Raw genomic sequence first — 20,432 nt, 5'->3', positions numbered from 1 at the left:
AAAGAACAAAAACCATGAATGAATTCAATCCTTGGGTAACACCTTTAAATCAGCTAGTTACTGAATCTTTATCTATGGGTGGGACAATTGAATATGAATATTTTGATTGTCGCAGTGATGTGTTATCGTCATTACTCTACACTTTATTTGAGCAAAATTGGCAGCAAGTAGGCGTAGGACATATTGCTCAAGGAAGTGTTTTAGAATTAGAATTTAACGCTCCCCCAAAACTTTGTATACTTTATGATGGATATTTGACAGTAGCTGCAGAAGGTTGGCATTTACATCTTTGTATTGAAGCGAATTTGGGCGGGCCTCTTTGTAAAACACCTATAGAATTAAGGAAACAGCGTCAAGTTAGTCGTGCTGCTTTTTATCGGCGTTTTAATCCGGAGGGTGCTCCTAGAAGCTGGGGAATTCAATTTTGGAATGGTGCTGATGAGCAATTAATGACGATTTTATTACCTAATCCTTTTGTTGATGGCGAAAATCTATTACCAGAAGGTAAGCCGAATTTATCAAGACTAGCTTTGTATGAGGAATTAAGAGAGATTTATGTGTTAGGTAATCAAGCGATACCTTTTCATAAAAATCCTCTAAAACATTCTTATATCTCGGTTTGCACTTCTAGCCGCTGTCTCCCGTCACGCAAATGGCAAAATACTTTTGATGGGTTAAAATTAGCAGTTGAAAAAGCGGGTGTGGATATAGAAGTCAGAACATCTGGCTGTTTAGAAGTATGTCAATTAGGGCCAGTAGTCTTTTATTCTGATGATAGAACTTGGTACACTCGCGTTAACTCAGAAGTAGCTGAAAATATCGTTAATGAACACGTGGTGAAAGGTAACAAACTGGTGGAACATTGCTACCCACCAGAGTCTGTTTAAGTTTTGATAATTGAACTATAGATAAATATTTGTGTTTATCTGTGGTTCATTATTTATTTTTGGACTTTGTTTTAGTGGGAAGCTATCAAAAATATAAATTCTTCAACAGTTATCAACTAAAATTAAATGATATGCAATTAAAATATATTAGTTTACTATGTCAGTTCCTTGTGATAGCAACGTTAATTATTGCTTGCGATAGTACAGAAAATAAAATAGCTAATTTAACTAATGCTAATCAACGTGGCTGTGTAGAAAATTATAATGCGAATATTGATTATTTCCCCATAAAAACTCATATTTCTCATGCAACAGGTTTAGCAGTAGAGTATCACAAGCACTATAAGGTAGTTACAGTTAAAAATCCTTGGAAAAATGCGAAGACTGGTTTTCAATATATTTTAGTGCAATGTGGAACTCCCACGCCCCAAGGCTTTAATCAAGACGAGGTAATTACAGTACCCATTACCTCTGTGGTGTCACTTTCAACTACTCACTTACCCCATTTAGCCAAGTTAGGGTTAGTTGATAAATTAGTCGGTGTGAGTAATAGTCAGCAAGTCAACACACCAGAGGTTGTGGAGAAAATTCAGTTAGGTAAGGTTGCGGTTGTCGGTAATAATGCTAATGTAAACATCGAAAAGTTATTAGATTTAAATCCAGAGTTAGTCACGACTTATGGTACAGGAAATTCTCAAAATGATAGTTATCCTAAACTCAAAGAAGCAGGTTTAAAAGTAGCAATCAATGCGGAATATATGGAATCAACACCTTTGGGACAAAGTGAATGGTTGAAATTTACGGCTTTGTTCTTTAACAAAGAAGAAGCAGCAGAAGCAATATTTAACAAAATAGCTGATAAATATCAACAAATAGCTGCAAAAGTTAAATTGATAAACAATCGTCCCACTGTGTTTGTAGGATTTAATTTTAAAGGTATATGGTATACGCCTGGGGGTAATAGTTACGTAGCTAAATATCTCGCTGATGCGGGCGCGAACTATCTCTGGAGTGAGAATAAATTATCTGGTAGTCTACCTCTATCTTTTGAAGTTGTGTTAGAACGTGCTGCTAATGCGGATTATTGGTTGAATTTTAGGCAATCTTGGAAAAATACACAAGATTTAGTTGCAGAAGATAATCGCTATGCTGATTTTCAGGCGGTGAAAAAAGGCAACCTCTACAATAATAATGCTCGTGTGAATGGTAATGGTGGTAATGACTACTGGGAAGGCGGAATTAGTAACCCAGATATAGTTTTATCTGACTTGATTAAAATTTTACATCCGGAAATATTACCGAATCACCAGTTAGTTTATTACCGCAAGTTAGTTTAAAACGGCTTTATATCAATACTATATAAATATTCTTATTAAACAATGCTACCACTAAATTATCTATTCAAGCTAAATTTACTGAAGCATCAAGGATTAAGATGGAAATTTTTAGTTTTTCTCATGTTATGCACAAGCTTAATTTTAATATTTTTATTAAATTTAGCTCTTGGGTCTGTTGATATCCCCATTGATGAAGTAACTAAAATTTTGCTGGGACAACAACCAGAAAAAGCAACATGGACTAATATTATCTTAAAATTTCGCTTACCAAAAGCGTTAACTGCTACCCTTGCTGGTGCGGCTTTAGGTGTGAGTGGTTTGCAAATGCAAACTTTATTTAGAAATCCTTTAGCAGGGCCATTTGTATTAGGAATTAGTTCTGGCGCAAGTTTAGGAGTGGCGTTAGTTATACTCACGGTAAATGCTATGGGTACACCTAAATTATTAATTGATTTAGGGATAGTTGGTGATTTTGGTTTAGTGATAGCAGCGAGTTTGGGCGCAGCATCAGTGTTGGGGGTGATGTTGGTTGTTTCTCGCCGAGTGCAAGATACAATGACGTTATTGATTTTGGGTTTATTATTTGGCTACGCTACGGGTGCAATAGTGAGCATTTTGTTGCAGTTTAGTTCCAAAGAAAGCATCCAAAGTTATATAATTTGGACTTTTGGAAGTTTTGCTGGTGTAACTTGGAAACAGTTAGTTGTTTTAGCGCCAGTGATAAGTTTGGGGTTATTAGTAGCAGTATTGATGTCTAAATCTTTGAATGTACTTTTATTAGGTGAATCCTATGCTCGTAGTTTAGGTTTAACTGTACAGCAAACCAGATTTTCAATTATTCTCAGTGCATCTATATTAGCAGGAGCAATCACCGCTTTTTGCGGCCCCATCGCTTTTTTGGGTGTAGCTATACCCCATCTTTGTCGCAGTTTTTTTAATACTGCTGACCATCGAATATTAATTCCTGGAGTGATAATTATGGGGGGAATTTTAGCATTGTTTGCAGATTTGTTGTCCCAATTTTGGGGAAATCAGATGGTTTTACCTTTAAATGCTGTGACAGCGTTGATAGGTACTCCGGTTGTGACTTGGGTAATTATGCGCCGTAATTCCAAAAAATCCTTTCCCACATGAGTGACTTGATTCTGACGACTCACAGTTTGAGTATTGGTTATCAAACATCCCGAAAAACTTTTCGCAATATTGCATCTGATATTTCTGTATCTCTGCAAGCTGGGGAATTGGTTTGCTTACTCGGCCCCAATGGTGCGGGTAAGTCTACATTACTGCGATCGCTCGCCGGAATGCAAGCCCCCATCAGTGGTGAAGTGCGGCTTTTAGGAGATAATATTTATAATTTACCGCCACAAAAATTAGCCAAACGCTTGAGTTTAGTACTCACTGAAAAAGTGGAAGTGGGAATGCTATCAGCTCATACCTTGGTAACTATGGGGCGTTATCCTTACACTAACTGGTGGGGAAATTTGACACCTGAAGATGAAGCCATAGTTAATTGGGCTATCAAGTCGGTAGGAGGATTACACTTAGCACATCGCCAAATCAGCGAATTAAGTGACGGTGAACGACAAAAAATTATGATTGCTCGTGCTTTAGCTCAGTCACCTATCGTCATCTTACTTGATGAGCCAACAGCATTTCTAGACTTACCGCGACGAGTGGAAATTATGCAATTGCTACGCCAATTAGCAAAAGAAAATAATCAAGCAATTCTCCTTTCTACTCACGATTTGAATTTAGCTCTCCGCTTGGCTGATAAAATATGGCTATTAGCAACTAAAGGAATTTTACACGTCGGCGCACCAGAAGATTTGGTGTTAAGTGGTGCATTTGCTGATAGTTTTAAAAGTGAAGGTGTGGAATTTGATGTTTCTACAGGCGAGTTTCATCTCCACACACCCCGAAAAGGAGAAATTAATATTATAGGTGAGGGAATTGCGGCAATTTGGACTAAGCGTGCTCTAGAACGTGCAGGTTTTCATGTTAATCAAAACCAAACTTGCTCACCAATTTCTATAGAAATTATATCAAGCTCGGCGCAATTATTGTGGAAATTTACAAATAACAATACTGCTTATACTTGCGCTTCAATATACGAATTGATTAAATTTTTGCAAAAAAAAGAGGAATAGGAAACATCGTTCCTATCCCCTGGAGGCTGAGGGTTTTTAAAAACACACCCTAGCCCCTCTCAATTAACCTGCTAGATTGATTTTGACAACCTTATTCTTTTCTGCTTCAGCTTTGGGTAAATGCAGATGCAAAATACCATCTTTGTATTCTGCTGTGACTTTGGTGTTATCAATCCGAGTCGGTAAAGAAATTACGCGCTGGAATTTACCGTATTGAAATTCGGTTTTGAATACACCTTTGTCTGTAGTTTTATTTTCAGACTTCCGCTCACCACTGATGTAAACAGCTTTTTCTGTAACTTGCAAGTCTACATCTTTGGCTTCAATTCCTGGCATTTCTAGTTTGAGTTGAATTGCCTCGTCAGTTTCTTGTAACTCAGCAGGGACTCTGGAAAAACCGCGATCAACTAACACAGATTGTAACATATTCTCATCAAATAGTTGGTCGATTTGGCGTTGTAAAGAAGTAAATTCAGTCCAGGGGTTCCAACGTACTAGTGTCATGTGTCTACCTCGTATAGTTAATTTAATTTCGGCAATCAATTGAGGATTTAATTCCTTGCTTTGTTCTTATAGTATTCAAAATCAAATCTAGTGCGAATTCGGTTTTTTTCACCTAGTTAATGATGATTACCGAACTGCAATATTATCTGCTTAAAGTACGGTAAACCGGACTAATTATGTTAGGTAAATTCGCCAAATTCTTGATAGAAATATGGCAGAAAAATTGCCTCATCAAGCAATAACTTCAAATACCCCAATTGACGCTAAAACCTATATTGGTTCCTGATTCGGCTGTCACCGTCCCTAAGCCACTCTGTCCGATGGCGTTACCGGCAAAAATATCAATCCCTAATTTGGAACTGGGTAAGAAGCGCAAGCCAGTACTCCAAACGTCTCTTGTGCCATCAAAAATAGGCGTATACTCACCAATGAATTGCAGATTTTCTCCCAGGGCTTGGTTGATGCCGATACCTACTCCAGTACGAGAAACTTTACCAAAAAATGCACCTTTAGGATTAATCGAAATCGAGGTTTGGGGGCTGAGTTGGTAGGCGATGGGCACTTCTGCATATATAGTACCATTGAGAGAATTACCTTGGAAAGCTGCTTCACTGATAGCCGCAAGCTTAAAACCCAGAGAAAGCAAATCGCCACGTCTCTGATTTAAGAATCTGAGTTTAATCGCACCGCCAATTTTCACCCCAGGGCCGGATATCTCTGCACCAGAAAGGCGATCGCTCCCACCAAATTGGTCTACATTTAGTTCTAGTTGGGCATCATTTGTCAAGCCATACGCTAAAGCAAAACTAGAACTACCATTCGTACCCAACCCACCCCTCGCTTGGAATGTACCCGTTGCTAAAGTTTGGGGAGTCGCCAGAGTGAACCCATCAAATAAAAGTGAGCGATCGCGCTCTGAAAGTTCTACAATTGGACGATTAGCGAAATCAGCCGCATACCTTCGTCCCCAATCAATCACATGCTTAAAGCGAATCCCCAATAACAAATCATCGCCATCAGGAATAAACGCCAGCAAGCCTGTGGTAGGTGTTGTCCCGAAACTATTGGTAGCATAAACCTCAGCCGCCATTCTAGGGTTAAGAGCATAATCTACACCTACAGCCCACAACAATCGGCGATAAATAGAGCGGTCTTTAGCACTAAAACTATTGCCTCCCGGCCCCAATGGTGCTTGAATATTCGCAAACAGATTCAATCTTGGGGAAGCTTGCCAGCTAAAACCTGTACCAATGTTAACAAAAGTACCAAAAAAATCTGCCCCCTTGACCGTATCTGGAAATAACACAACTCCAGGAGTCAAATGCAATTGCAGATTTGCAGATGCTTTGTAGGTGATGGGAAACTGCAAAGCTCCCACAGGGGTGACAGCATTTAATCTCGTACTTGCTCTGTTAGTGAAAGTCCCCGCACTTGCAGATACATTCATTAATTGTGCCGTACCTGCAACACCCACAGCCCAACGACTTTGGTTAATTAAGCGATATTTTAACTTGGCGCCATAGGTCGCCGTGGTAAAATCTCCACATTGCTCCCTTGCTGGACATTTCACATAATCATCAAAAATATCTCCCGTGAAACCGAGCTGCAAGTCATCTGTTACCCCCCAATCAACATCAATTTGATAGGTTTGTAAACCCGTCCCCGACACAGAATCATCCAGTGGTAAAACTTGCAGAAAACCTGCTTCCCCTTGCACAGCACCCTGTTCCAGTTGGTTAGCCGTTTCCAAATTATGTAACTTGGTGGGTGGTAATTGCAACGGCGAAAGGGGCGTGTCTGACTGTAAATCTTTGGCTTGCGTACTCACAGGTGACGCTACTTCTGCCATCATTTCCGCAGGCGATATTACAGGTATACTCTTTGCTGCTTGCGTACTAACAGGCAATTCTTCCTCAGAGGCGACTATAGGCACAGCGTCAGATGCATAGCTTACACTCGGTAAGGCGACAGCAAGCAAAGAACAGGAAAGAAGTTTGACTGCGTGCATATTTTTTCAGGGCGATCGCTGGAATTTCAATAATCTATAGTATAAAAACTGACGATTGTGATGAAACCCTTTGATAACTCCAACAAAAACGCCAGTATATTCTGACATTCTCAGTTCAGTTAATATACTGGCAAAATTAGCTATTTGTCAAAACCTAATGACCAATCTCCGCCGCTTGGTTCATCTGGCATTGTCCGCACAACCCAAAAAATTCTAAAGTGTGGTAAAAAATCTTAAACTTATGAGTGCCTTGTAACTGGTCTTCTAGGTCATGGACAGGGCATTGATTGATGGGAATGGAGACGCCACATTGTAAACAAGTCATGTGGTGTTTGTCCTGCTGTGCCAAGCTATAAAGAGCTTCACCATTTGCCAAAGTCCGCACCTGCACCATCCCTTCTAATTTTAAGGCTTCAAGGGAGCGGTAAACTGTTGCCAAACCCATACTTTGATTGCGGTTACGTAACTCAACGTAAATATCTTGGGCAGAAATCCCTTGCTTAACGGTTTTCAGCAGGTTTAAAATTCGCTCTTGACTGCGGGTGCGTATGGCTCTCATAGAAAATTACTTAAATTCGCCATTATATAGGGGAAGTGGTGATCCTAGCTAACAGATAGACTCACTGTAGTTGCTTCATTATCTTATTTTCACTCAGTTGGAACAGAAAGTTATAGTATAGCGATCGCAGCTTTGAACAAACACCTGTGCAAACGAAGTATTTAGCCAAAATTTTTGTGACGCTTCGTCCCTCAGTCCTCGATCCTGCTGGCGTATCCGTACAATCTGGACTCCAGCAGCTAGGATACAACAATGTTGAGCAAGTGCGGATCGGTAAGTACATAGAACTAGCCATCACCTCATCTGATGAAGCTAAAGCCCGTCAAAATCTCAATGACATCTGCGACAAAATGTTAGCAAATCCAGTGATTGAAAACTATCGCTTCGATCTCATCGAAGTCGAAACACAAACGGGTGTTTTTTAAAGGTTAGGGGATAGATGAGGGAGTGTGGGGAGTGTGGGGTGATGGGGAGGTGGGGTGATGGGGAGATGGGGAGGTGGGGTGATGGGGAGTGTGGGGAGTGTGGGGAGTGTGGGGTGATGAGAGAAAAAAAGAATTTATGCTTACGCTTGTGATCTTCCCCGTTTTCCCACACTTCCCCCTCCTCCCACACTTCCCCCTCCTCCCACACTTCCCACACCCCCCACACTTCCCACACCTCCCACACTTCCCCCTCCTCCCACACCTCCCACACTTCCCCCTCCTCCCACACTTCCCCCTCCTCCCACACTTCCCACACCTCCCACACCTCCCACACCTCCCACACCTCCCACACCTCCCACACTTCCCCATTCCCTATTCCCTCATTCCCAAATAACAATTGACAAATGACAAAATTTGGTGTTGTTGTTTTTCCAGGTTCTAATTGCGATCGCGATGTGGCTTATGTTACTAGAGACTTGCTCTCACAACCAACGCGCATGGTTTGGCATCAAGACACAGATATTGATGATTTGGATGTGATTGTCATCCCTGGTGGCTTTAGCTACGGGGATTATCTGCGTTGTGGGGCGATCGCTCGATTTTCGCCAGTAATGCAACAAGTAATTGAACATGCCCAAAAGGGTAAGTTTGTCTTCGGTATTTGCAACGGTTTTCAAGTATTAACTGAGGCAGGATTACTACCGGGAGCATTAACGCGAAATCGAGATTTGCATTTTATTTGCGATCGCCTCCCGCTGCAAGTCGAGCGGAACAATCTCCCTTGGACGCAAGCTTACACCGCTGGTGAAATTATCACCATGCCCATTGCCCACGGAGAAGGTCGATTCTACGCTGATCCTACCACTCTGGCAGAAATCGAAGACCACGGTCAAGTAGTCTTCCGTTATCAAGGGGACAATCCCAACGGTTCCCTCAACAACATTGCCGGCATTTGTAATCGCCCAGGTAATGTTTTAGGTATGATGCCACACCCTGAACGCGCCAGTGATTCATTGTTAGGCAATAGCGATGGATTGCGCCTATTTCAGGGATTATTAGAGAAAGTGGCAGCGATCGCTTAACAGAGATAGGGGAGGGTGGGGAGTGTGGGGAGATGGGGAGATGGGGAGTGTGGGGAGTGTGGGGAGAAAAAGAATTGAAGAACTTATGTTGACGCTTGCTATCTTCTCCGTCTTCCTAAGCTTCCCACACCTCCCACACTTCCCACACCTCCCACACTTCCCACACCTCCCACACCTCCCACACCTCCCACACCTCCCACACCTCCCACACCTCCCACACTTCCCTCTCTTCCCTCTCCCCGATCCCTTATGCCCAAATCACAAATCACAAATCACAAATGCCCAAAAAACAAAAATTCCCTTACCTAGTCGGTTCCAAATGGACAGCCCAGAAAAAAGTTGATGGTTGGCGACACTTCCAAGTCGTCAATCGCAAAAATCAGGGTAAATGGGTTTACGCAGAAATGGTAGCTGCTTGTGACCCGCAAGTCCGCTTTTGGCTCAACGCCAAATTATTACAAGACGGCTACCAATGGCAAGCTGGCTGGCAAACTTTGCAAGAAATCGAGCAAATTAACCAGGAAAATGCGGAAAAAACGGAAGATTTTGCTTCTTCATCTGCTCCAAGTTGAAAGTGTCATAATTTGTTACTAGCTAAAAGGCGATCGCTCATTACCCACCACACCACACTCTCACTACTTCAGTAAAATCTCGGCAGTATAGATCTCACGTAGCGAACAATCCCCACATCTGACGCCAGCTACCAGCTATTCCTGACTTAAATCAGCATCTTCCAGCATCAGCTATTTCTGTGAAAAGCTCTCTCACCGAGTATTTGCCATTTTTTTGTCTTTTGTAACTATTTTTTATAAAAAAAACTATAAAATAAATAAAAAAACTATATTCTTGCTTTTAAAAGCTTCTCAAAGATATTGAGCGTCTATAAAGTCCAAAAAATCTTAAATAAACTTTTTATCATCAATTTACAAATCAAAAGCCCCTTTATTTTCCCTGTAACTTGGTCAATAATGACAATCAACAGACCTGACGCATTGCCATCCCGGCTAGGTGAAGGGGTAATGTTTTCGCCAAGAGTTTGACAAAAAACTATAAGAGGCAACAACAGTGAAACTAGCAGTTTACGGAAAAGGTGGCATCGGCAAATCCACAACTAGCTGTAACATCTCCGTCGCCCTAGCCAAACGCGGCAAAAAAGTATTGCAAATTGGCTGCGACCCCAAACACGACAGCACCTTTACCCTCACCGGGTTTTTAATTCCCACAATTATCGACACCCTCCAAGAAAAGGACTACCACTACGAAGATGTCTGGCCAGAGGATGTAATTTATAAAGGCTATGGTGGCGTTGATTGCGTCGAAGCAGGCGGCCCCCCCGCTGGTGCCGGCTGCGGCGGCTACGTTGTCGGCGAAACCGTAAAATTACTGAAAGAACTCAACGCCTTCGACGAATACGACGTTATTCTCTTTGACGTTCTGGGCGACGTCGTTTGTGGTGGTTTCGCCGCCCCGCTCAACTACGCTGACTACTGCTTAATCGTGACTGACAACGGCTTTGATGCCTTATTTGCAGCTAATCGCATTGCTGCTTCCGTACGCGAGAAATCACGTACACATCCATTACGTCTAGCTGGTTTAATTGGCAACCGTACATCCAAACGCGACCTCATTGAAAAGTACGTAGAAGCCGTACCTATGCCAGTTCTGGAAGTACTGCCATTAATTGAAGACATCCGTGTTTCCCGCGTCAAGGGGAAAACATTGTTTGAAATGGCAGAGTCAGAGCCTGCTCTCGACTACGTTTGCGACTACTATCTCAGCATCGCTGACCAGATTTTGGCGCGTCCAGAAGGAGTAGTCCCCAACGACGCCCCAGATCGTGAATTGTTCTCTTTATTATCAGATTTTTATCTAAATCCGAGTAAACCCCAGGTACGGAATCCGGAAGAAGAACTAGACTTGATGATTGTATAAATCATCTAATTCTCAGGATGAGGGGAAATAATATGGCTTTCTTTCATAGCTTTACAGATTCAATCAGGCAGAAATGGTTGCAATTTTTCCAGGCGAATCGTGACTGGATTACCCTGCACATGGAAGTGGAATCAGTGTACACCCCAGACGGCGGGAAGCGACCATCTTCTTACCTCATCCTGGGCGTAGTCAACGCGCTCGAACCCAAACTAGCGCAGTTAATGTTGCCCTTTTCCAGACTAAATCCTGACGCAGATACTTTAGTTGCAGTTCTGGATTTACATTTTGACCCAGACATCGCTCTTGGTAATCGCTTTGTTCCCCAAGGGGAATCAGATTATGACCAAGATAATTCATCAGTTACCATTGACGAAGAAACCGAAGACGAGCCGTTGACAAGTTTCGAGACAAACGGTACAGGAACATCGGCAAGTGTAGCAGAAGTAAGCGTAGCAGGAATAGCGATCGCTGATCATCTGAGCGAACAGCCAGCCAGTATCAACGGGTTGGATGATCTTTCCTTATCTAACGGACACAACTCATCAGAACCATCATCAGAAGAACCTAGCGCAGACGAGTTTGGGGAAATTTCCTTCGAGTCCGCAGCCCCATCTTCAGAAAAACTTGATGAGCAGATGATTGATGAGTTGAATTCACCAGATGAAAATGCTTTTAGCGACGTCTTGTCAGATGTCTGGAGCGAAGAAACCGCACTGCAAAAAAGCGAAGAAGATAACGACTTTTTAGGGGAAGAACTACCAGCAGGCGTTTTTGACGAATCAGAAATTGCTCGTCTCTTCCCCAACGCTTAATTATTGCCGTTCCTGTGAAATATAGGAATAGCTGGCTGGTGCTATGTGCCATACTCTACGGCGGTCTGGGGATAAAATTCATCTCTCCCCAGATCCCTACCTGAATATTCACCTGCCTTTAAATATCAAGGGGAGAAAAACCAAAATGACTGTTGCTCAACAACCAGAAGCTTTAAACTTTGAGTGTGAAACTGGGAACTACCACACCTTTTGCCCCATTAGCTGCGTGGCGTGGTTATACCAAAAAATTGAAGATAGCTTCTTTTTGGTGATTGGAACTAAGACTTGTGGCTATTTTCTCCAAAATGCAATGGGGGTGATGATTTTCGCTGAACCCCGCTATGCAATGGCAGAGTTAGAAGAAGGGGATATTTCCGCCCAGCTCAATGATTACGAAGAGTTAAAGCGATTATGTTTGCAAATTAAGCGCGATCGCAACCCCAGTGTCATTGTCTGGATTGGCACTTGCACCACTGAAATTATTAAAACAGACTTAGAAGGCTTGGCACCAAAGCTAGAATCGGAAATCGGCATCCCCATTGTCGTTGCTCGCGCTAATGGTTTAGATTACGCTTTCACCCAAGGAGAGGACACCGTGTTAGCCGCTATGGCTAATCGTTGTCCTGATCAAGCTCCCGTATCAGAAACCGACAAGAACGAGCGTAACGCCATTCAGAAGCTGCTTAATTTCGGTAAAAAGAAAGAAGATGTTGTCCAAGAAGAATCAGAATATGTGGAACACCCGCCCTTGGTTCTCTTCGGCTCCCTTCCCGATCCCGTCGTCACCCAGTTAACCTTAGAACTGAAGAAGCAAGGAATTAAAGTTTCTGGCTGGCTACCTGCAAAACGCTTTACTGAACTACCAGTATTAGAAGAAGGGTATTATGTCGCTGGTGTCAACCCCTTCTTGAGCCGCACTGCTACCACCTTAATGCGTCGCCGCAAATGTAAATTGATTGGCGCACCCTTCCCTATCGGCCCTGATGGTACCCGCGCCTGGATTGAAAAAATCTGCTCTGTATTTAATATTACTCCCAAGGGTTTAGATGAACGGGAAGCGCAGATTTGGCAAGGCTTAGAAGATTACGTAAAACTAATTCGCGGTAAATCTGTATTCTTCATGGGTGATAATCTATTAGAAATCTCCCTAGCACGGTTCTTAGTACGCTGTGGAATGACAGTGCAAGAAATCGGTATTCCCTACATGGATAAACGTTACCAAGCTGCTGAGTTAGCGTTGCTAGAAAAGACTTGTCAAGAAATGGGTTCACCTTTACCGAAGATTATTGAGAAGCCAGATAATTACAACCAAGTGCAGCGAATTTATGAGCTAAAGCCTGATTTGGTCATTACTGGTATGGCTCATGCTAATCCATTAGAAGCACGCGGTATTAATACTAAATGGTCTGTAGAGTTCACTTTTGCTCAAATTCACGGCTTTGGAAATGCGCGTGATGTGCTGGAATTGGTAACTCGTCCGTTACGGCGAAATAACAACTTGAAAGATTTGGGTTGGGATAAGTTGGTGAGGGAAGAAGCGAAGATTTAGGACGTTTCCCTATGGATGCAAATTTTGATTGACTAAATATAATCAGGGCGAACCCAAAAGTTCGCCTTTTTTATTTGATGTAGAAGAAAAGCTGGAATAGACCAAATTTTCTGCAACGCCAAATTCAGATACCCTCAACCGTTTTACCTGAATTACCATACATTTATACCCTGTAGAGAAGTAGCCGTGCTACGTCTCTAAAACAAAAATATGTTTCACATTTACAGGGAATTCGGAGCAAAATTTTTAGCTCAAAATCTCACTTTGCATAACTCGAATAATTCTCCTGATTGTCGCGTTACTACTTTTGCACCAGCAGCTTTAATTGTTTTTTCCCACTCAGTTACGGGTTCTAAAAAAGCTTCAGCACCTAAATAAGTTTCCAAAACAGCCCAATCTTCTGCTAAAGGTTTTTCGGGATTGAGGAAATCAAAAACAAACTGTCCACCTGGTTTGAGTACCCGTTTAACTTCTAGCAATACTTCCCGCCAATATTCTAATGGGAAGTAGGGGCTAAATCCTGTAGCGATCGCTAAATCAAACTGACCTGAAGAATAGTTTAAACGGTCAGCCTGTCCTAATTCTACACCCTTAAATAGCTTTGAATTTAACTGGGAACCACGAGAATTTAGTGTATCTCTAGCAATGTTACTAATTTCTTGACCGTAAAAAAATGCTTGCCAATCTCGCCAAGGATAAATTAAAAAGCTGACACCGCAGCCAATATCTAAACAGTACTGGTTCTTTTGCGGTTGAGCAATTTCCCAAAAAGGAGAAGCGATTTTTCCTGGTAAAAGGCCAGTAATCCATTCCCGATATATGGGCATTTCTTGGACTTCTGTTGGCAGTTCAAATGTTTGATTTTGATACTGTCGATTAAAGCGATACGCTACCTGTGCTACCCTTTGTTGCCATTTATCTGAGTTAGGAATATTACTCCCATAAGGGTTAGGAAAGGTGTTTTTAGACATTATTTACTGGAAAATGAAACATGGATAAGAAGCTATCTTATCTGAAACCACTGCCTTTTACCTCATACAAATAACAGATTGCAGAGAATCTGGCTATGAGCTTGAGAGTCTCTTGGTGTGAGGATTTTATACTTTATAATCGACAAAATATATTTTGACTAGTTAAGGATTTGTAAATAGTAATGATAAATATTATAATTTCCTTGGCATCTTAATTGATTTCCTCACAAGTTCCTCAAATTTTTCTCCTAGCTTCAAACATGGCGTTGCACAGATCAAGAATGAAATAACGCACAACGGCCAGGGTAGATGGGGTGAGGGTCAAAACGATGAATAAAGCTGTAATGGTGATTGGTTACGGTGATGATTTGCGTGGCGATGATGGTATTGGACGACAAGTAGCTGATGCGATCGCTAATTGGCATTTATTAAGTGTTAAATGTTTAGCTATTAACCAACTCACCCCGGAATTAGCTACCATTCTCGCCAGTACAGAATTAGTGATTTTTGTGACTACTTGCTTAATTTCTGAATCCTCTCAAGTGCAGGTGCAATCCCTCTTACCCTGCTTTTTTAGTTTTGTTCATGCACGTATCAATGACCCGCGATCGCTCTTGGCTCTTACCCAAACTATTTACGGTCATTCTCCCACAGCTTGGTTGGTGACGATACCTGGTGTCAACTTTGCAGTCCGGGAGAATCTTTCCGCTGTCGCTAAGACAGGAATAGCGATCGCCCTAGTCAAAATCATTCAAATTCTTGACAAAAATGATAATTTATGGGTGGACTTCGGCTAGGGCAAGTATAAAGTTTTTATCAATTTAATTTTAATTTGAGTATGTTTGGGGTTTCTTCTTGCCCATATAGTAGTACAATTGTTCTATGTAAGTGAGTTTATGTTCCCACGTCCACTAGCTTGAGTGCGTAGGTCAGAACCTGCTTGTTTTTAGACATCACCTTGGCAAAGGAACCCAGTGTAATTAACTACTAAAGGTGGTGGATTTATCATGCTCACCAGGGAGTTTTTAGGAGGTCAACATTATGATGACACAAATGCAAAACGTAATTATACCCCAAGTTGACTCTAAAACAATTGGAAAAGTTGAAGAAAAAGCTAATACACCGAAAAGTGTTAGTGTGGAAAAATTTTCCTTGTTTTCGCTTGCTGATGTCACCAAGACAATTTTGCATCACGCTTTTTGGTTAGCGGAACAGAAACAGCAGCTTTCCATAAAACAGTATAAAAAGTTACTTATTGACCAAGGTTGGATGGGTGAGGAAAAAAGATATTTGAAGATGGCGACGGTGTTTCGTCAGTTTTCACCCCAAGATTTAGCACAACTTGAACCCTGGACAGTGTATCAATTAGCAAATAACAATCAAAAGTATCAGTCAGTTATAGATGCACTTCTAGACCTAAGCGCCATTACCCAAGAGGCTGTACGTTCATTAGTTAAAGAAAAACGTACTCCCAGACAGCAAAAACCTGAAAAACCGAGTATTTGGCGACGAACAAAGAACGGTAGCAGATATTGCCAAATTCCAGCCATCCATGAGGAGGATGAGCATACAGGAGTGACTCTGCAAAAAATGATGGACTCAGAAGGTTTGAGTGCTCAACAAATTGTCTCAGAAGCTATAATTCTGCGGCAAGCATATAAAGAAGGAAGACTAGTTGTTGATGAGAGTGAGTTTTCAGGAGAGCAGAAATAGGCGACTATCAAAGCCAGTTTTTATGATGCCAACAATTTTATGATTTGTTGGCTCTATTTTCTTTAATTAAATGAATAAATGATGGCACTAAAGAAGCCAATACAATTAATCCAATAATTGGTAATAAATACTCATCTACTTTTTCCGGTGGTAGAGATTTTCCCAAAAAAAACCCTAACAGGGTAATTGCGAAAGTCCACAAAAAGCCGCCAATTAAGTTGTAAGACATAAACGTCCGATAATGCATAGCACCAATACCGGCTACAATTGGCGCAAAAGTTCGCACAATCGGTACAAACCTTGCTAAAACTAGTGTCTTCTTGCCGTACTTCTCATAAAAATCTTGGGTTTTTACCAAGTGTTTTTTATTAAACAACCATGAATCTTCCTTCTGAAAAAATCTGCGTCCCAATTTGTGTCCTGTAGCGTAGCCGATATTATCGCCAAGCACTGCACAAACAAAAGCACCAAAAATCAGCACCCAAATATTAAGTTGAGATTTTGGCACAGATGCTAAAAACCCGGCAGTAAACAGTAAACTATCCCCAGGTAGAAAAAAACCAATCAACAAACCAGATTCGGCAAACACAATACCCCATATTCCCAGATAACCCAGTGATTTAATCAGCTGTGGTAAATCAAAATGCATAGAATCTCCAATTATAAAAAATGTGCACATAACATCTTAACGTTGAGCTATTTTTCGTTTGAAAAAATAAGATTAAATTTATAGAAATACATCGTTTATATGGAATATATGAAGATGCAAAGATATTTAAAGGTACTGAGACTATTTTGGGTAACATCGATAGCAGCTGAAATGGAGTACCGCATCAACTTTATTTTGGCTACCCTCAGCAGCTTGGGTAATATGAGTGGGAGTCTGTTTGGGTTATTTTTGTTTTACCGTACTGGCTACACTTTTGCAGGCTGGTCATGGGATGCAGCTTTGATTGTTTTGGGAATTTTTACCCTGTTGCAAGGATTTTCAGCCACTTTTTTAGCCCCCAACTTGAATCGCATCGTCAGCCACGTGCAACGAGGTACTCTAGATTTCGTGTTACTCAAGCCTATCCATAGTCAGTTCTGGCTTTCCACCCACACCCTTTCTCCTTGGGGAATCCCTGACCTCATATTTGGTAGCGTCATCATTGGCTATGCAGGTCAAAAACTTGATTTGGAAATTAGCAACTACTTGGTTAGTGCCATACCGTTGTTTTTTGGTATAGTCATTCTCTACAGTTTGTGGTTTATGCTGGGAGCAACCAGTATTTGGTTTGTAAAAATATACAATGCAACAGAGGTATTACGGGGTTTGTTGGAAGCTGGAAGATATCCGATAGCAGCATATCCTACTGCTTACCGCTTCTTTTTTACCTTTGTAGTACCTGTGAGTTTTTTAACTACATTACCAGCAGAAGCCATGCTTGGCGGTGCTCAACTCAACCTGTATGTGGGCGCAGCGGTGTTAGCGCTAGCACTGTTTTTAGTTTCCAATTGGTTTTGGGGCTTTGCCTTGCGGTTTTATACTAGTGCTTCGAGTTAGTGATTTCCAGACAAAACCTAGCACTGATGCTCGTGCTATTTTAATTGAGGTTGTTGAGCGATCGCACAATCATGATCAATCTAAAAATGTGCGATGTCTTACGCTAAATCTGCGGTTATCAATCTCCCTGCAATTGTGCTGCAAACATTGAGTCAAACACAATCACATGACTGACATTCGGCATCAATTGTCGCAAAATGCGTAAATAACCATCCGCATCTTGTCGTCGATGAAACCTAGCAACTACAATCCTTTGCATATTTGCTAGTTGCCGAATAATACACCAGGGATGAGTATTTGATTTTGACCCAGACATTGATATCATAGAGCAATCCTTCCCACATAGTGGGATGTGTTAAGAATAGCGGTCGCTCTCAAGTTTTCCAGGCTCACAGGGCGATCGCTTTTGGTATGCGTAAACAACTTTTGTTGCATACGCATCAATATGTACAAAGATATTATCTGATGCATACGCATCAATGTCAACTATTTAGGATGGGCTACGTTAGGTTAAAGATTAGAGAGCTAGCTGAAGAGAGAGGTTGGACACTAAAAGATGTTGCTGACCGATCTGGAGTCAACTACAACACTGTCAGAAGCTATGTCCAACGTGGCTCTCTCAACACCGTTGACCTATCTGCTGTATTTAAAATAGCCCGTGCGTTTGAAGTGACTTTAGAAGAATTGGTGGAAGTTGTAGAAGAGTAAGCACAATCACGGTTCAGTTAAGCTCTGAGTTAAAACTAGACTTCTTAGCTATCTGCATATCACAACCCAAGAATCTGTTTTTTCTTGGCTTGAAACTCTTCCTCAGAAATAATCCCTTTATTTTTCAAAGATGCTAGTTTTTCTAACTGTTCTAAGTCATTCATGTTGTTGGATACAGAAGCAGCACCACTAGCCGCGAGGATTCTCTCTTCGATAATGTTTTTAGCTTTCTCAAATTCTTTGGTTTTCTCTTCATCTGCAAAGGTAACTGTGTTCTCATCTGTAACAGCTTCAAACACACCGCCTTTTGCTTCTACGCCTCCTGTCAGTGTAAATTGAATAAAGCCTACAGTTATACCAGCCCTTTTGAATTGCACAGCAGTGATGCTTTTGTACGGAATATTTTTCTCACTAGCAGTATGACCGCTCAATAAAACTCCACTTCTCTTTCTCTTAATAATAATTCCTGTTTGCGTCAGTATTAGAATTCCACTTCTTCCTTCAAATATATTTTCATACTTGTGTGGATTTACTTTTTGAACAAGAATATCCTTTAATTTTTCAAAACTTGTTAATTTTTCATTCTGAAAAGTAACAGCATTTTCACTAGCATTGGCTTCGAAAAAAGTTATTTCTTTTGCAAAACCTGATAATTGTAAATAAATATAACCAGGTGAAAGTAAATTGGATTTTTGATACTGAAAATCTAAAATATCCTTGTAGTAAATATGTTTTTCTCCCTTTTTATGAGGACTTATGAATCCATCTGTACGCTTTATTGTTATCTTCGTTTCAGTCAGTACAAGAATACCATTTTCTCCTTGACATTCCAACAAAACTTGATCATCGACTACTATATCCATTTGACGATTTTTATTTTCTGAAATAGATTCTTCATACTTGTGTGGATTTACTTTTTGAACGATAATATCCTTTGCGTTTTCAAAAGTTTTTACTTGTTCATTCAAAAAAGTAACAGCATTCTCACTAGCGTTGGCTTCAAAAAAAGTTATTTCCTTTTTCAACCCCGATACTTGGAAATAGATGTAACCTGGTGAAAAAGTTTTTGATTTTTTATATTGAAAATCTAAGATATCCTTGTAGTAAATATGTTTCTCTCCTTTTTTATAAGGACTCAAAAAACCACCTAGTCGTTTTATTGTTATCTTCATTTCAGTCAACACAAGAATTCCATTTTCTCCTTGACATTCCAATATAAAGGCATCTTTAACTGCCACATTCCTTTGCTGAACTTCATTTTTTAAATTGGAGCTTAATTGTTCTGGCAATGTTGCTTGAGATTTACTGTTTTCAGAAATATTGATCTGTGCAGTATTTGACTGTGAATTCGGCTTATTGATTGCTGAATTTGGTGAAGATACAGTTTGTTCATAAATTTCAAACTCTTGCTTCCAAGCAGGAATCTCTTCACCTACCTGTCGTCCATAGACCATTAGCTTCTTGATTGATACAATTTTTAAAGCTGTAACACCTGTGTTAATAAAGGAGGCTAGAGTCTTCTGATCTGGTATCTGAACTGCTTCTAGCATGATTTGTAAACAATCATCCTTGAGAACAGTTTGTGCCGTGATACCTTTCGATTGAAGGGAACGATTGATCAAAAAAGTGATCGCTTGTACATTACCTTGTTTAGCAAGTTCTATAGGATTGGGTTGTGAGGTAGCCATGATTATTACAGAAAAGAGTTCTTACGATGTCCTCTATCTAAGATTCCCTGGTTGAATATAAATCTAACTTAGTTGTATTTTTGGATTAGGTTGAACGAAGCGAAACCCAAGATTACCGTATAAGATTTACCCCACACCCAAAACAAGATAAAATAAAACCAACTCTACACACAGAATCAGCAACTCTGGGATGAAAACCCTAGCAAAATGGACAGTAGACGACTATCACCGCATGATTGCGGCGGGAATCTTAAATAATCGCCGTGTGGAATTACTCGCCGGGGAAATTGTAGAAATGGCACCAGAAACCCCGATACATTACAACACCGCAAAGCGAAACGCGAAATACCTAGAAAATTTATTAGCAGAAAAAGCAGATGTCCGCTTTAATGGCCCGATAACCCTACAAAATTCAGAGCCTGAACCAGATATCGCTATTGTTAGACCACTGGATTCTGTATACAATAACCGTCATCCCGAACTAGAAGATATCTTTTGGTTAATAGAAATTGCTAAAACGAACCAAAAAAAAGACCTAGAACTGAAAACAACAATCTACGC

Annotated in this window: 25 protein-coding genes (1 of these 25 cut by a window edge); 15 read left to right on the top strand and 10 right to left on the bottom strand. The window is 40.9% G+C overall.

What is annotated here, in order from left to right; genetic code table 11:
- Window positions 1–14 precede the first annotated feature (14 nt).
- The 4 genes from MIC7126_RS0103085 to MIC7126_RS0103070 all read left to right on the top strand — a co-directional run bounded on the left by MIC7126_RS0103085 (window position 15) and on the right by MIC7126_RS0103070 (window position 4,374).
- The gene (locus tag MIC7126_RS0103085) at window positions 15–887 is read left to right on the top strand and encodes a (2Fe-2S) ferredoxin domain-containing protein (RefSeq protein ID WP_017651651.1); all 873 of its coding nucleotides are present in this window, start codon (window positions 15–17) and stop codon (window positions 885–887) included.
- 131 nt (window positions 888–1,018) lie between these two features.
- On the top strand, window positions 1,019–2,224 hold the full coding sequence (locus MIC7126_RS0103080; protein WP_026099995.1) for an ABC transporter substrate-binding protein: 1,206 nt from the start codon (window positions 1,019–1,021) through the stop codon (window positions 2,222–2,224).
- A gap of 120 nt (window positions 2,225–2,344) precedes the next feature.
- Window positions 2,345–3,358: an iron ABC transporter permease gene (locus MIC7126_RS0103075; RefSeq protein WP_017651649.1), complete on the top strand. Its 1,014-nt coding sequence runs from the start codon at window positions 2,345–2,347 to the stop codon at window positions 3,356–3,358.
- Window positions 3,355–4,374: an ABC transporter ATP-binding protein gene (locus MIC7126_RS0103070; protein WP_017651648.1), complete on the top strand. Its 1,020-nt coding sequence runs from the start codon at window positions 3,355–3,357 to the stop codon at window positions 4,372–4,374. The genes MIC7126_RS0103075 and MIC7126_RS0103070 overlap by 4 nt, the downstream gene beginning before the upstream one ends.
- Before the next feature lie 63 nt (window positions 4,375–4,437).
- On the opposite strand, the gene MIC7126_RS0103065 is transcribed toward MIC7126_RS0103070, so the two are convergent.
- The 3 genes from MIC7126_RS0103065 to MIC7126_RS0103055 all read right to left on the bottom strand — a co-directional run bounded on the left by MIC7126_RS0103065 (window position 4,438) and on the right by MIC7126_RS0103055 (window position 7,445).
- Complete coding sequence (locus tag MIC7126_RS0103065; protein WP_017651647.1) at window positions 4,438–4,878, bottom strand: Hsp20/alpha crystallin family protein; 441 nt, start codon at window positions 4,876–4,878, stop codon at window positions 4,438–4,440.
- 244 nt (window positions 4,879–5,122) lie between these two features.
- A complete protein-coding gene (locus MIC7126_RS0103060; protein ID WP_017651646.1) occupies window positions 5,123–6,886 on the bottom strand; it encodes a DUF5777 family beta-barrel protein in 1,764 nt (587 codons plus the stop codon).
- Between the two features lie 154 nt (window positions 6,887–7,040).
- Window positions 7,041–7,445 carry a Fur family transcriptional regulator gene (locus tag MIC7126_RS0103055; RefSeq protein ID WP_017651645.1) on the bottom strand — a complete coding sequence of 135 codons (405 nt, stop codon included), beginning with the start codon at window positions 7,443–7,445 and terminating at the stop codon, window positions 7,041–7,043.
- A gap of 146 nt (window positions 7,446–7,591) precedes the next feature.
- On the opposite strand from MIC7126_RS0103055, the gene purS reads away from it, so the two are divergent.
- A complete protein-coding gene (gene purS / locus MIC7126_RS0103050) occupies window positions 7,592–7,870 on the top strand; it encodes a phosphoribosylformylglycinamidine synthase subunit PurS (RefSeq protein WP_017651644.1) in 279 nt (92 codons plus the stop codon).
- Here the strand turns inward: purS and MIC7126_RS31790 are convergent.
- Window positions 7,836–8,060: a hypothetical protein gene (locus MIC7126_RS31790; protein ID WP_169330793.1), complete on the bottom strand. Its 225-nt coding sequence runs from the start codon at window positions 8,058–8,060 to the stop codon at window positions 7,836–7,838. The two genes, purS and MIC7126_RS31790, sit on opposite strands and share 35 nt — an antisense overlap.
- Window positions 8,011–8,229, bottom strand: coding sequence for a hypothetical protein (locus MIC7126_RS31785; protein WP_238553595.1), 219 nt, complete (start codon window positions 8,227–8,229; stop codon window positions 8,011–8,013). Before MIC7126_RS31785 ends, MIC7126_RS31790 begins: the two co-directional genes overlap by 50 nt.
- A gap of 45 nt (window positions 8,230–8,274) precedes the next feature.
- Between MIC7126_RS31785 and purQ the strand changes: the two genes are divergently transcribed.
- Entirely contained in the window at window positions 8,275–8,952 is a 678-nt protein-coding gene (purQ, locus tag MIC7126_RS0103040) for a phosphoribosylformylglycinamidine synthase subunit PurQ (RefSeq protein ID WP_017651642.1), read from the top strand.
- Window positions 8,953–9,050: 98 nt separating this feature from the next.
- Here purQ and MIC7126_RS30100 read toward each other — a convergent pair whose 3' ends face one another.
- Window positions 9,051–9,209, bottom strand: a complete 159-nt coding sequence (locus MIC7126_RS30100) for a hypothetical protein (protein WP_154655817.1) — start codon at window positions 9,207–9,209, stop codon at window positions 9,051–9,053.
- A gap of 21 nt (window positions 9,210–9,230) precedes the next feature.
- Between MIC7126_RS30100 and MIC7126_RS0103030 the strand changes: the two genes are divergently transcribed.
- The 4 genes from MIC7126_RS0103030 (at window position 9,231) to MIC7126_RS0103015 (ending at window position 13,245) form a co-directional block, all read left to right on the top strand.
- Window positions 9,231–9,524: a TIGR02450 family Trp-rich protein gene (locus tag MIC7126_RS0103030; RefSeq protein ID WP_017651640.1), complete on the top strand. Its 294-nt coding sequence runs from the start codon at window positions 9,231–9,233 to the stop codon at window positions 9,522–9,524.
- A 493-nt stretch (window positions 9,525–10,017) separates the two neighbouring features.
- Window positions 10,018–10,884: a ferredoxin:protochlorophyllide reductase (ATP-dependent) iron-sulfur ATP-binding protein gene (bchL, locus tag MIC7126_RS0103025; RefSeq protein WP_017651639.1), complete on the top strand. Its 867-nt coding sequence runs from the start codon at window positions 10,018–10,020 to the stop codon at window positions 10,882–10,884.
- A gap of 32 nt (window positions 10,885–10,916) precedes the next feature.
- The gene (locus MIC7126_RS0103020) at window positions 10,917–11,696 is read left to right on the top strand and encodes a DUF5331 domain-containing protein (RefSeq protein WP_017651638.1); all 780 of its coding nucleotides are present in this window, start codon (window positions 10,917–10,919) and stop codon (window positions 11,694–11,696) included.
- Window positions 11,697–11,841: 145 nt separating this feature from the next.
- Window positions 11,842–13,245 carry a ferredoxin:protochlorophyllide reductase (ATP-dependent) subunit N gene (locus MIC7126_RS0103015; protein ID WP_017651637.1) on the top strand — a complete coding sequence of 468 codons (1,404 nt, stop codon included), beginning with the start codon at window positions 11,842–11,844 and terminating at the stop codon, window positions 13,243–13,245.
- A 251-nt stretch (window positions 13,246–13,496) separates the two neighbouring features.
- Here the strand turns inward: MIC7126_RS0103015 and MIC7126_RS0103010 are convergent, their stop codons facing one another.
- A complete protein-coding gene (locus tag MIC7126_RS0103010; RefSeq protein WP_017651636.1) occupies window positions 13,497–14,216 on the bottom strand; it encodes a class I SAM-dependent methyltransferase in 720 nt (239 codons plus the stop codon).
- A 329-nt stretch (window positions 14,217–14,545) separates the two neighbouring features.
- Here MIC7126_RS0103010 and MIC7126_RS0103005 point away from each other — a divergent pair, with 329 nt between their 5' ends.
- Both MIC7126_RS0103005 and MIC7126_RS0103000 read left to right on the top strand, forming a co-directional pair.
- Window positions 14,546–15,013, top strand: a complete 468-nt coding sequence (locus MIC7126_RS0103005) for a hypothetical protein (RefSeq protein ID WP_017651635.1) — start codon at window positions 14,546–14,548, stop codon at window positions 15,011–15,013.
- 244 nt (window positions 15,014–15,257) lie between these two features.
- On the top strand, window positions 15,258–15,929 hold the full coding sequence (locus MIC7126_RS0103000) for a hypothetical protein (protein WP_017651634.1): 672 nt from the start codon (window positions 15,258–15,260) through the stop codon (window positions 15,927–15,929).
- Window positions 15,930–15,966: 37 nt separating this feature from the next.
- Here the strand turns inward: MIC7126_RS0103000 and MIC7126_RS0102995 are convergent, their stop codons facing one another.
- Window positions 15,967–16,578, bottom strand: coding sequence for a DedA family protein (locus MIC7126_RS0102995; protein WP_017651633.1), 612 nt, complete (start codon window positions 16,576–16,578; stop codon window positions 15,967–15,969).
- Window positions 16,579–16,692: 114 nt separating this feature from the next.
- On the opposite strand from MIC7126_RS0102995, the gene MIC7126_RS0102990 reads away from it, so the two are divergent.
- On the top strand, window positions 16,693–17,475 hold the full coding sequence (locus MIC7126_RS0102990) for an ABC transporter permease (RefSeq protein WP_026099993.1): 783 nt from the start codon (window positions 16,693–16,695) through the stop codon (window positions 17,473–17,475).
- Between the two features lie 118 nt (window positions 17,476–17,593).
- Here the strand turns inward: MIC7126_RS0102990 and MIC7126_RS0102985 are convergent, their stop codons facing one another.
- Window positions 17,594–17,734, bottom strand: coding sequence for a hypothetical protein (locus MIC7126_RS0102985; protein WP_017651631.1), 141 nt, complete (start codon window positions 17,732–17,734; stop codon window positions 17,594–17,596).
- A 236-nt stretch (window positions 17,735–17,970) separates the two neighbouring features.
- Between MIC7126_RS0102985 and MIC7126_RS0102980 the strand changes: the two genes are divergently transcribed.
- Complete coding sequence (locus MIC7126_RS0102980; protein ID WP_017651630.1) at window positions 17,971–18,183, top strand: helix-turn-helix domain-containing protein; 213 nt, start codon at window positions 17,971–17,973, stop codon at window positions 18,181–18,183.
- 59 nt (window positions 18,184–18,242) lie between these two features.
- Here the strand turns inward: MIC7126_RS0102980 and MIC7126_RS28985 are convergent, their stop codons facing one another.
- Window positions 18,243–19,871, bottom strand: a complete 1,629-nt coding sequence (locus MIC7126_RS28985) for a DUF4429 domain-containing protein (RefSeq protein ID WP_017651629.1) — start codon at window positions 19,869–19,871, stop codon at window positions 18,243–18,245.
- A gap of 190 nt (window positions 19,872–20,061) precedes the next feature.
- Here MIC7126_RS28985 and MIC7126_RS0102970 point away from each other — a divergent pair, with 190 nt between their 5' ends.
- Window positions 20,062–20,432, top strand: the 5' portion of a protein-coding gene (locus MIC7126_RS0102970) for a Uma2 family endonuclease (protein WP_017651628.1). Its footprint extends 172 nt past the window's final position; 371 of the gene's 543 nt are visible here — the first part of the coding sequence; the start codon lies at window positions 20,062–20,064; the stop codon falls past the right edge of the window.

The sequence above is a fragment of the Fortiea contorta PCC 7126 genome (assembly GCF_000332295.1).
GTDB lineage: Bacteria > Cyanobacteriota > Cyanobacteriia > Cyanobacteriales > Nostocaceae > Fortiea > Fortiea contorta.
Note: the sequence above shows the minus strand (reverse complement) of the source record. Positions and strands in the feature narration are given on the sequence as shown.

Excerpts from the sequence above, each read along its gene's own strand:
- purQ (WP_017651642.1), top strand. The coding sequence starts at position 8,275 with ATGACAAAATTTGGTGTTGTTGTTTTTCCAGGTTCTAATTGCGATCGC.
- MIC7126_RS28985 (WP_017651629.1), bottom strand. The coding sequence starts at position 19,871 with ATGGCTACCTCACAACCCAATCCTATAGAACTTGCTAAACAAGGTAAT.
- MIC7126_RS0103085 (WP_017651651.1), top strand. The coding sequence starts at position 15 with ATGAATGAATTCAATCCTTGGGTAACACCTTTAAATCAGCTAGTTACT.
- MIC7126_RS0103030 (WP_017651640.1), top strand. The coding sequence starts at position 9,231 with ATGCCCAAAAAACAAAAATTCCCTTACCTAGTCGGTTCCAAATGGACA.
- MIC7126_RS0103060 (WP_017651646.1), bottom strand. The coding sequence starts at position 6,886 with ATGCACGCAGTCAAACTTCTTTCCTGTTCTTTGCTTGCTGTCGCCTTA.
- MIC7126_RS0103005 (WP_017651635.1), top strand. The coding sequence starts at position 14,546 with ATGAATAAAGCTGTAATGGTGATTGGTTACGGTGATGATTTGCGTGGC.
- MIC7126_RS0103010 (WP_017651636.1), bottom strand. The coding sequence starts at position 14,216 with ATGTCTAAAAACACCTTTCCTAACCCTTATGGGAGTAATATTCCTAAC.
- MIC7126_RS0103080 (WP_026099995.1), top strand. The coding sequence starts at position 1,019 with ATGCAATTAAAATATATTAGTTTACTATGTCAGTTCCTTGTGATAGCA.
- MIC7126_RS0103020 (WP_017651638.1), top strand. The coding sequence starts at position 10,917 with ATGGCTTTCTTTCATAGCTTTACAGATTCAATCAGGCAGAAATGGTTG.
- MIC7126_RS0102995 (WP_017651633.1), bottom strand. The coding sequence starts at position 16,578 with ATGCATTTTGATTTACCACAGCTGATTAAATCACTGGGTTATCTGGGA.
- MIC7126_RS0103065 (WP_017651647.1), bottom strand. The coding sequence starts at position 4,878 with ATGACACTAGTACGTTGGAACCCCTGGACTGAATTTACTTCTTTACAA.
- MIC7126_RS0103075 (WP_017651649.1), top strand. The coding sequence starts at position 2,345 with ATGTTATGCACAAGCTTAATTTTAATATTTTTATTAAATTTAGCTCTT.
- MIC7126_RS0102980 (WP_017651630.1), top strand. The coding sequence starts at position 17,971 with ATGGGCTACGTTAGGTTAAAGATTAGAGAGCTAGCTGAAGAGAGAGGT.
- MIC7126_RS0103000 (WP_017651634.1), top strand. The coding sequence starts at position 15,258 with ATGATGACACAAATGCAAAACGTAATTATACCCCAAGTTGACTCTAAA.
- MIC7126_RS0103055 (WP_017651645.1), bottom strand. The coding sequence starts at position 7,445 with ATGAGAGCCATACGCACCCGCAGTCAAGAGCGAATTTTAAACCTGCTG.
- MIC7126_RS0102990 (WP_026099993.1), top strand. The coding sequence starts at position 16,693 with ATGCAAAGATATTTAAAGGTACTGAGACTATTTTGGGTAACATCGATA.
- MIC7126_RS0103070 (WP_017651648.1), top strand. The coding sequence starts at position 3,355 with ATGAGTGACTTGATTCTGACGACTCACAGTTTGAGTATTGGTTATCAA.
- MIC7126_RS0103015 (WP_017651637.1), top strand. The coding sequence starts at position 11,842 with ATGACTGTTGCTCAACAACCAGAAGCTTTAAACTTTGAGTGTGAAACT.
- MIC7126_RS0102985 (WP_017651631.1), bottom strand. The coding sequence starts at position 17,734 with ATGCAAAGGATTGTAGTTGCTAGGTTTCATCGACGACAAGATGCGGAT.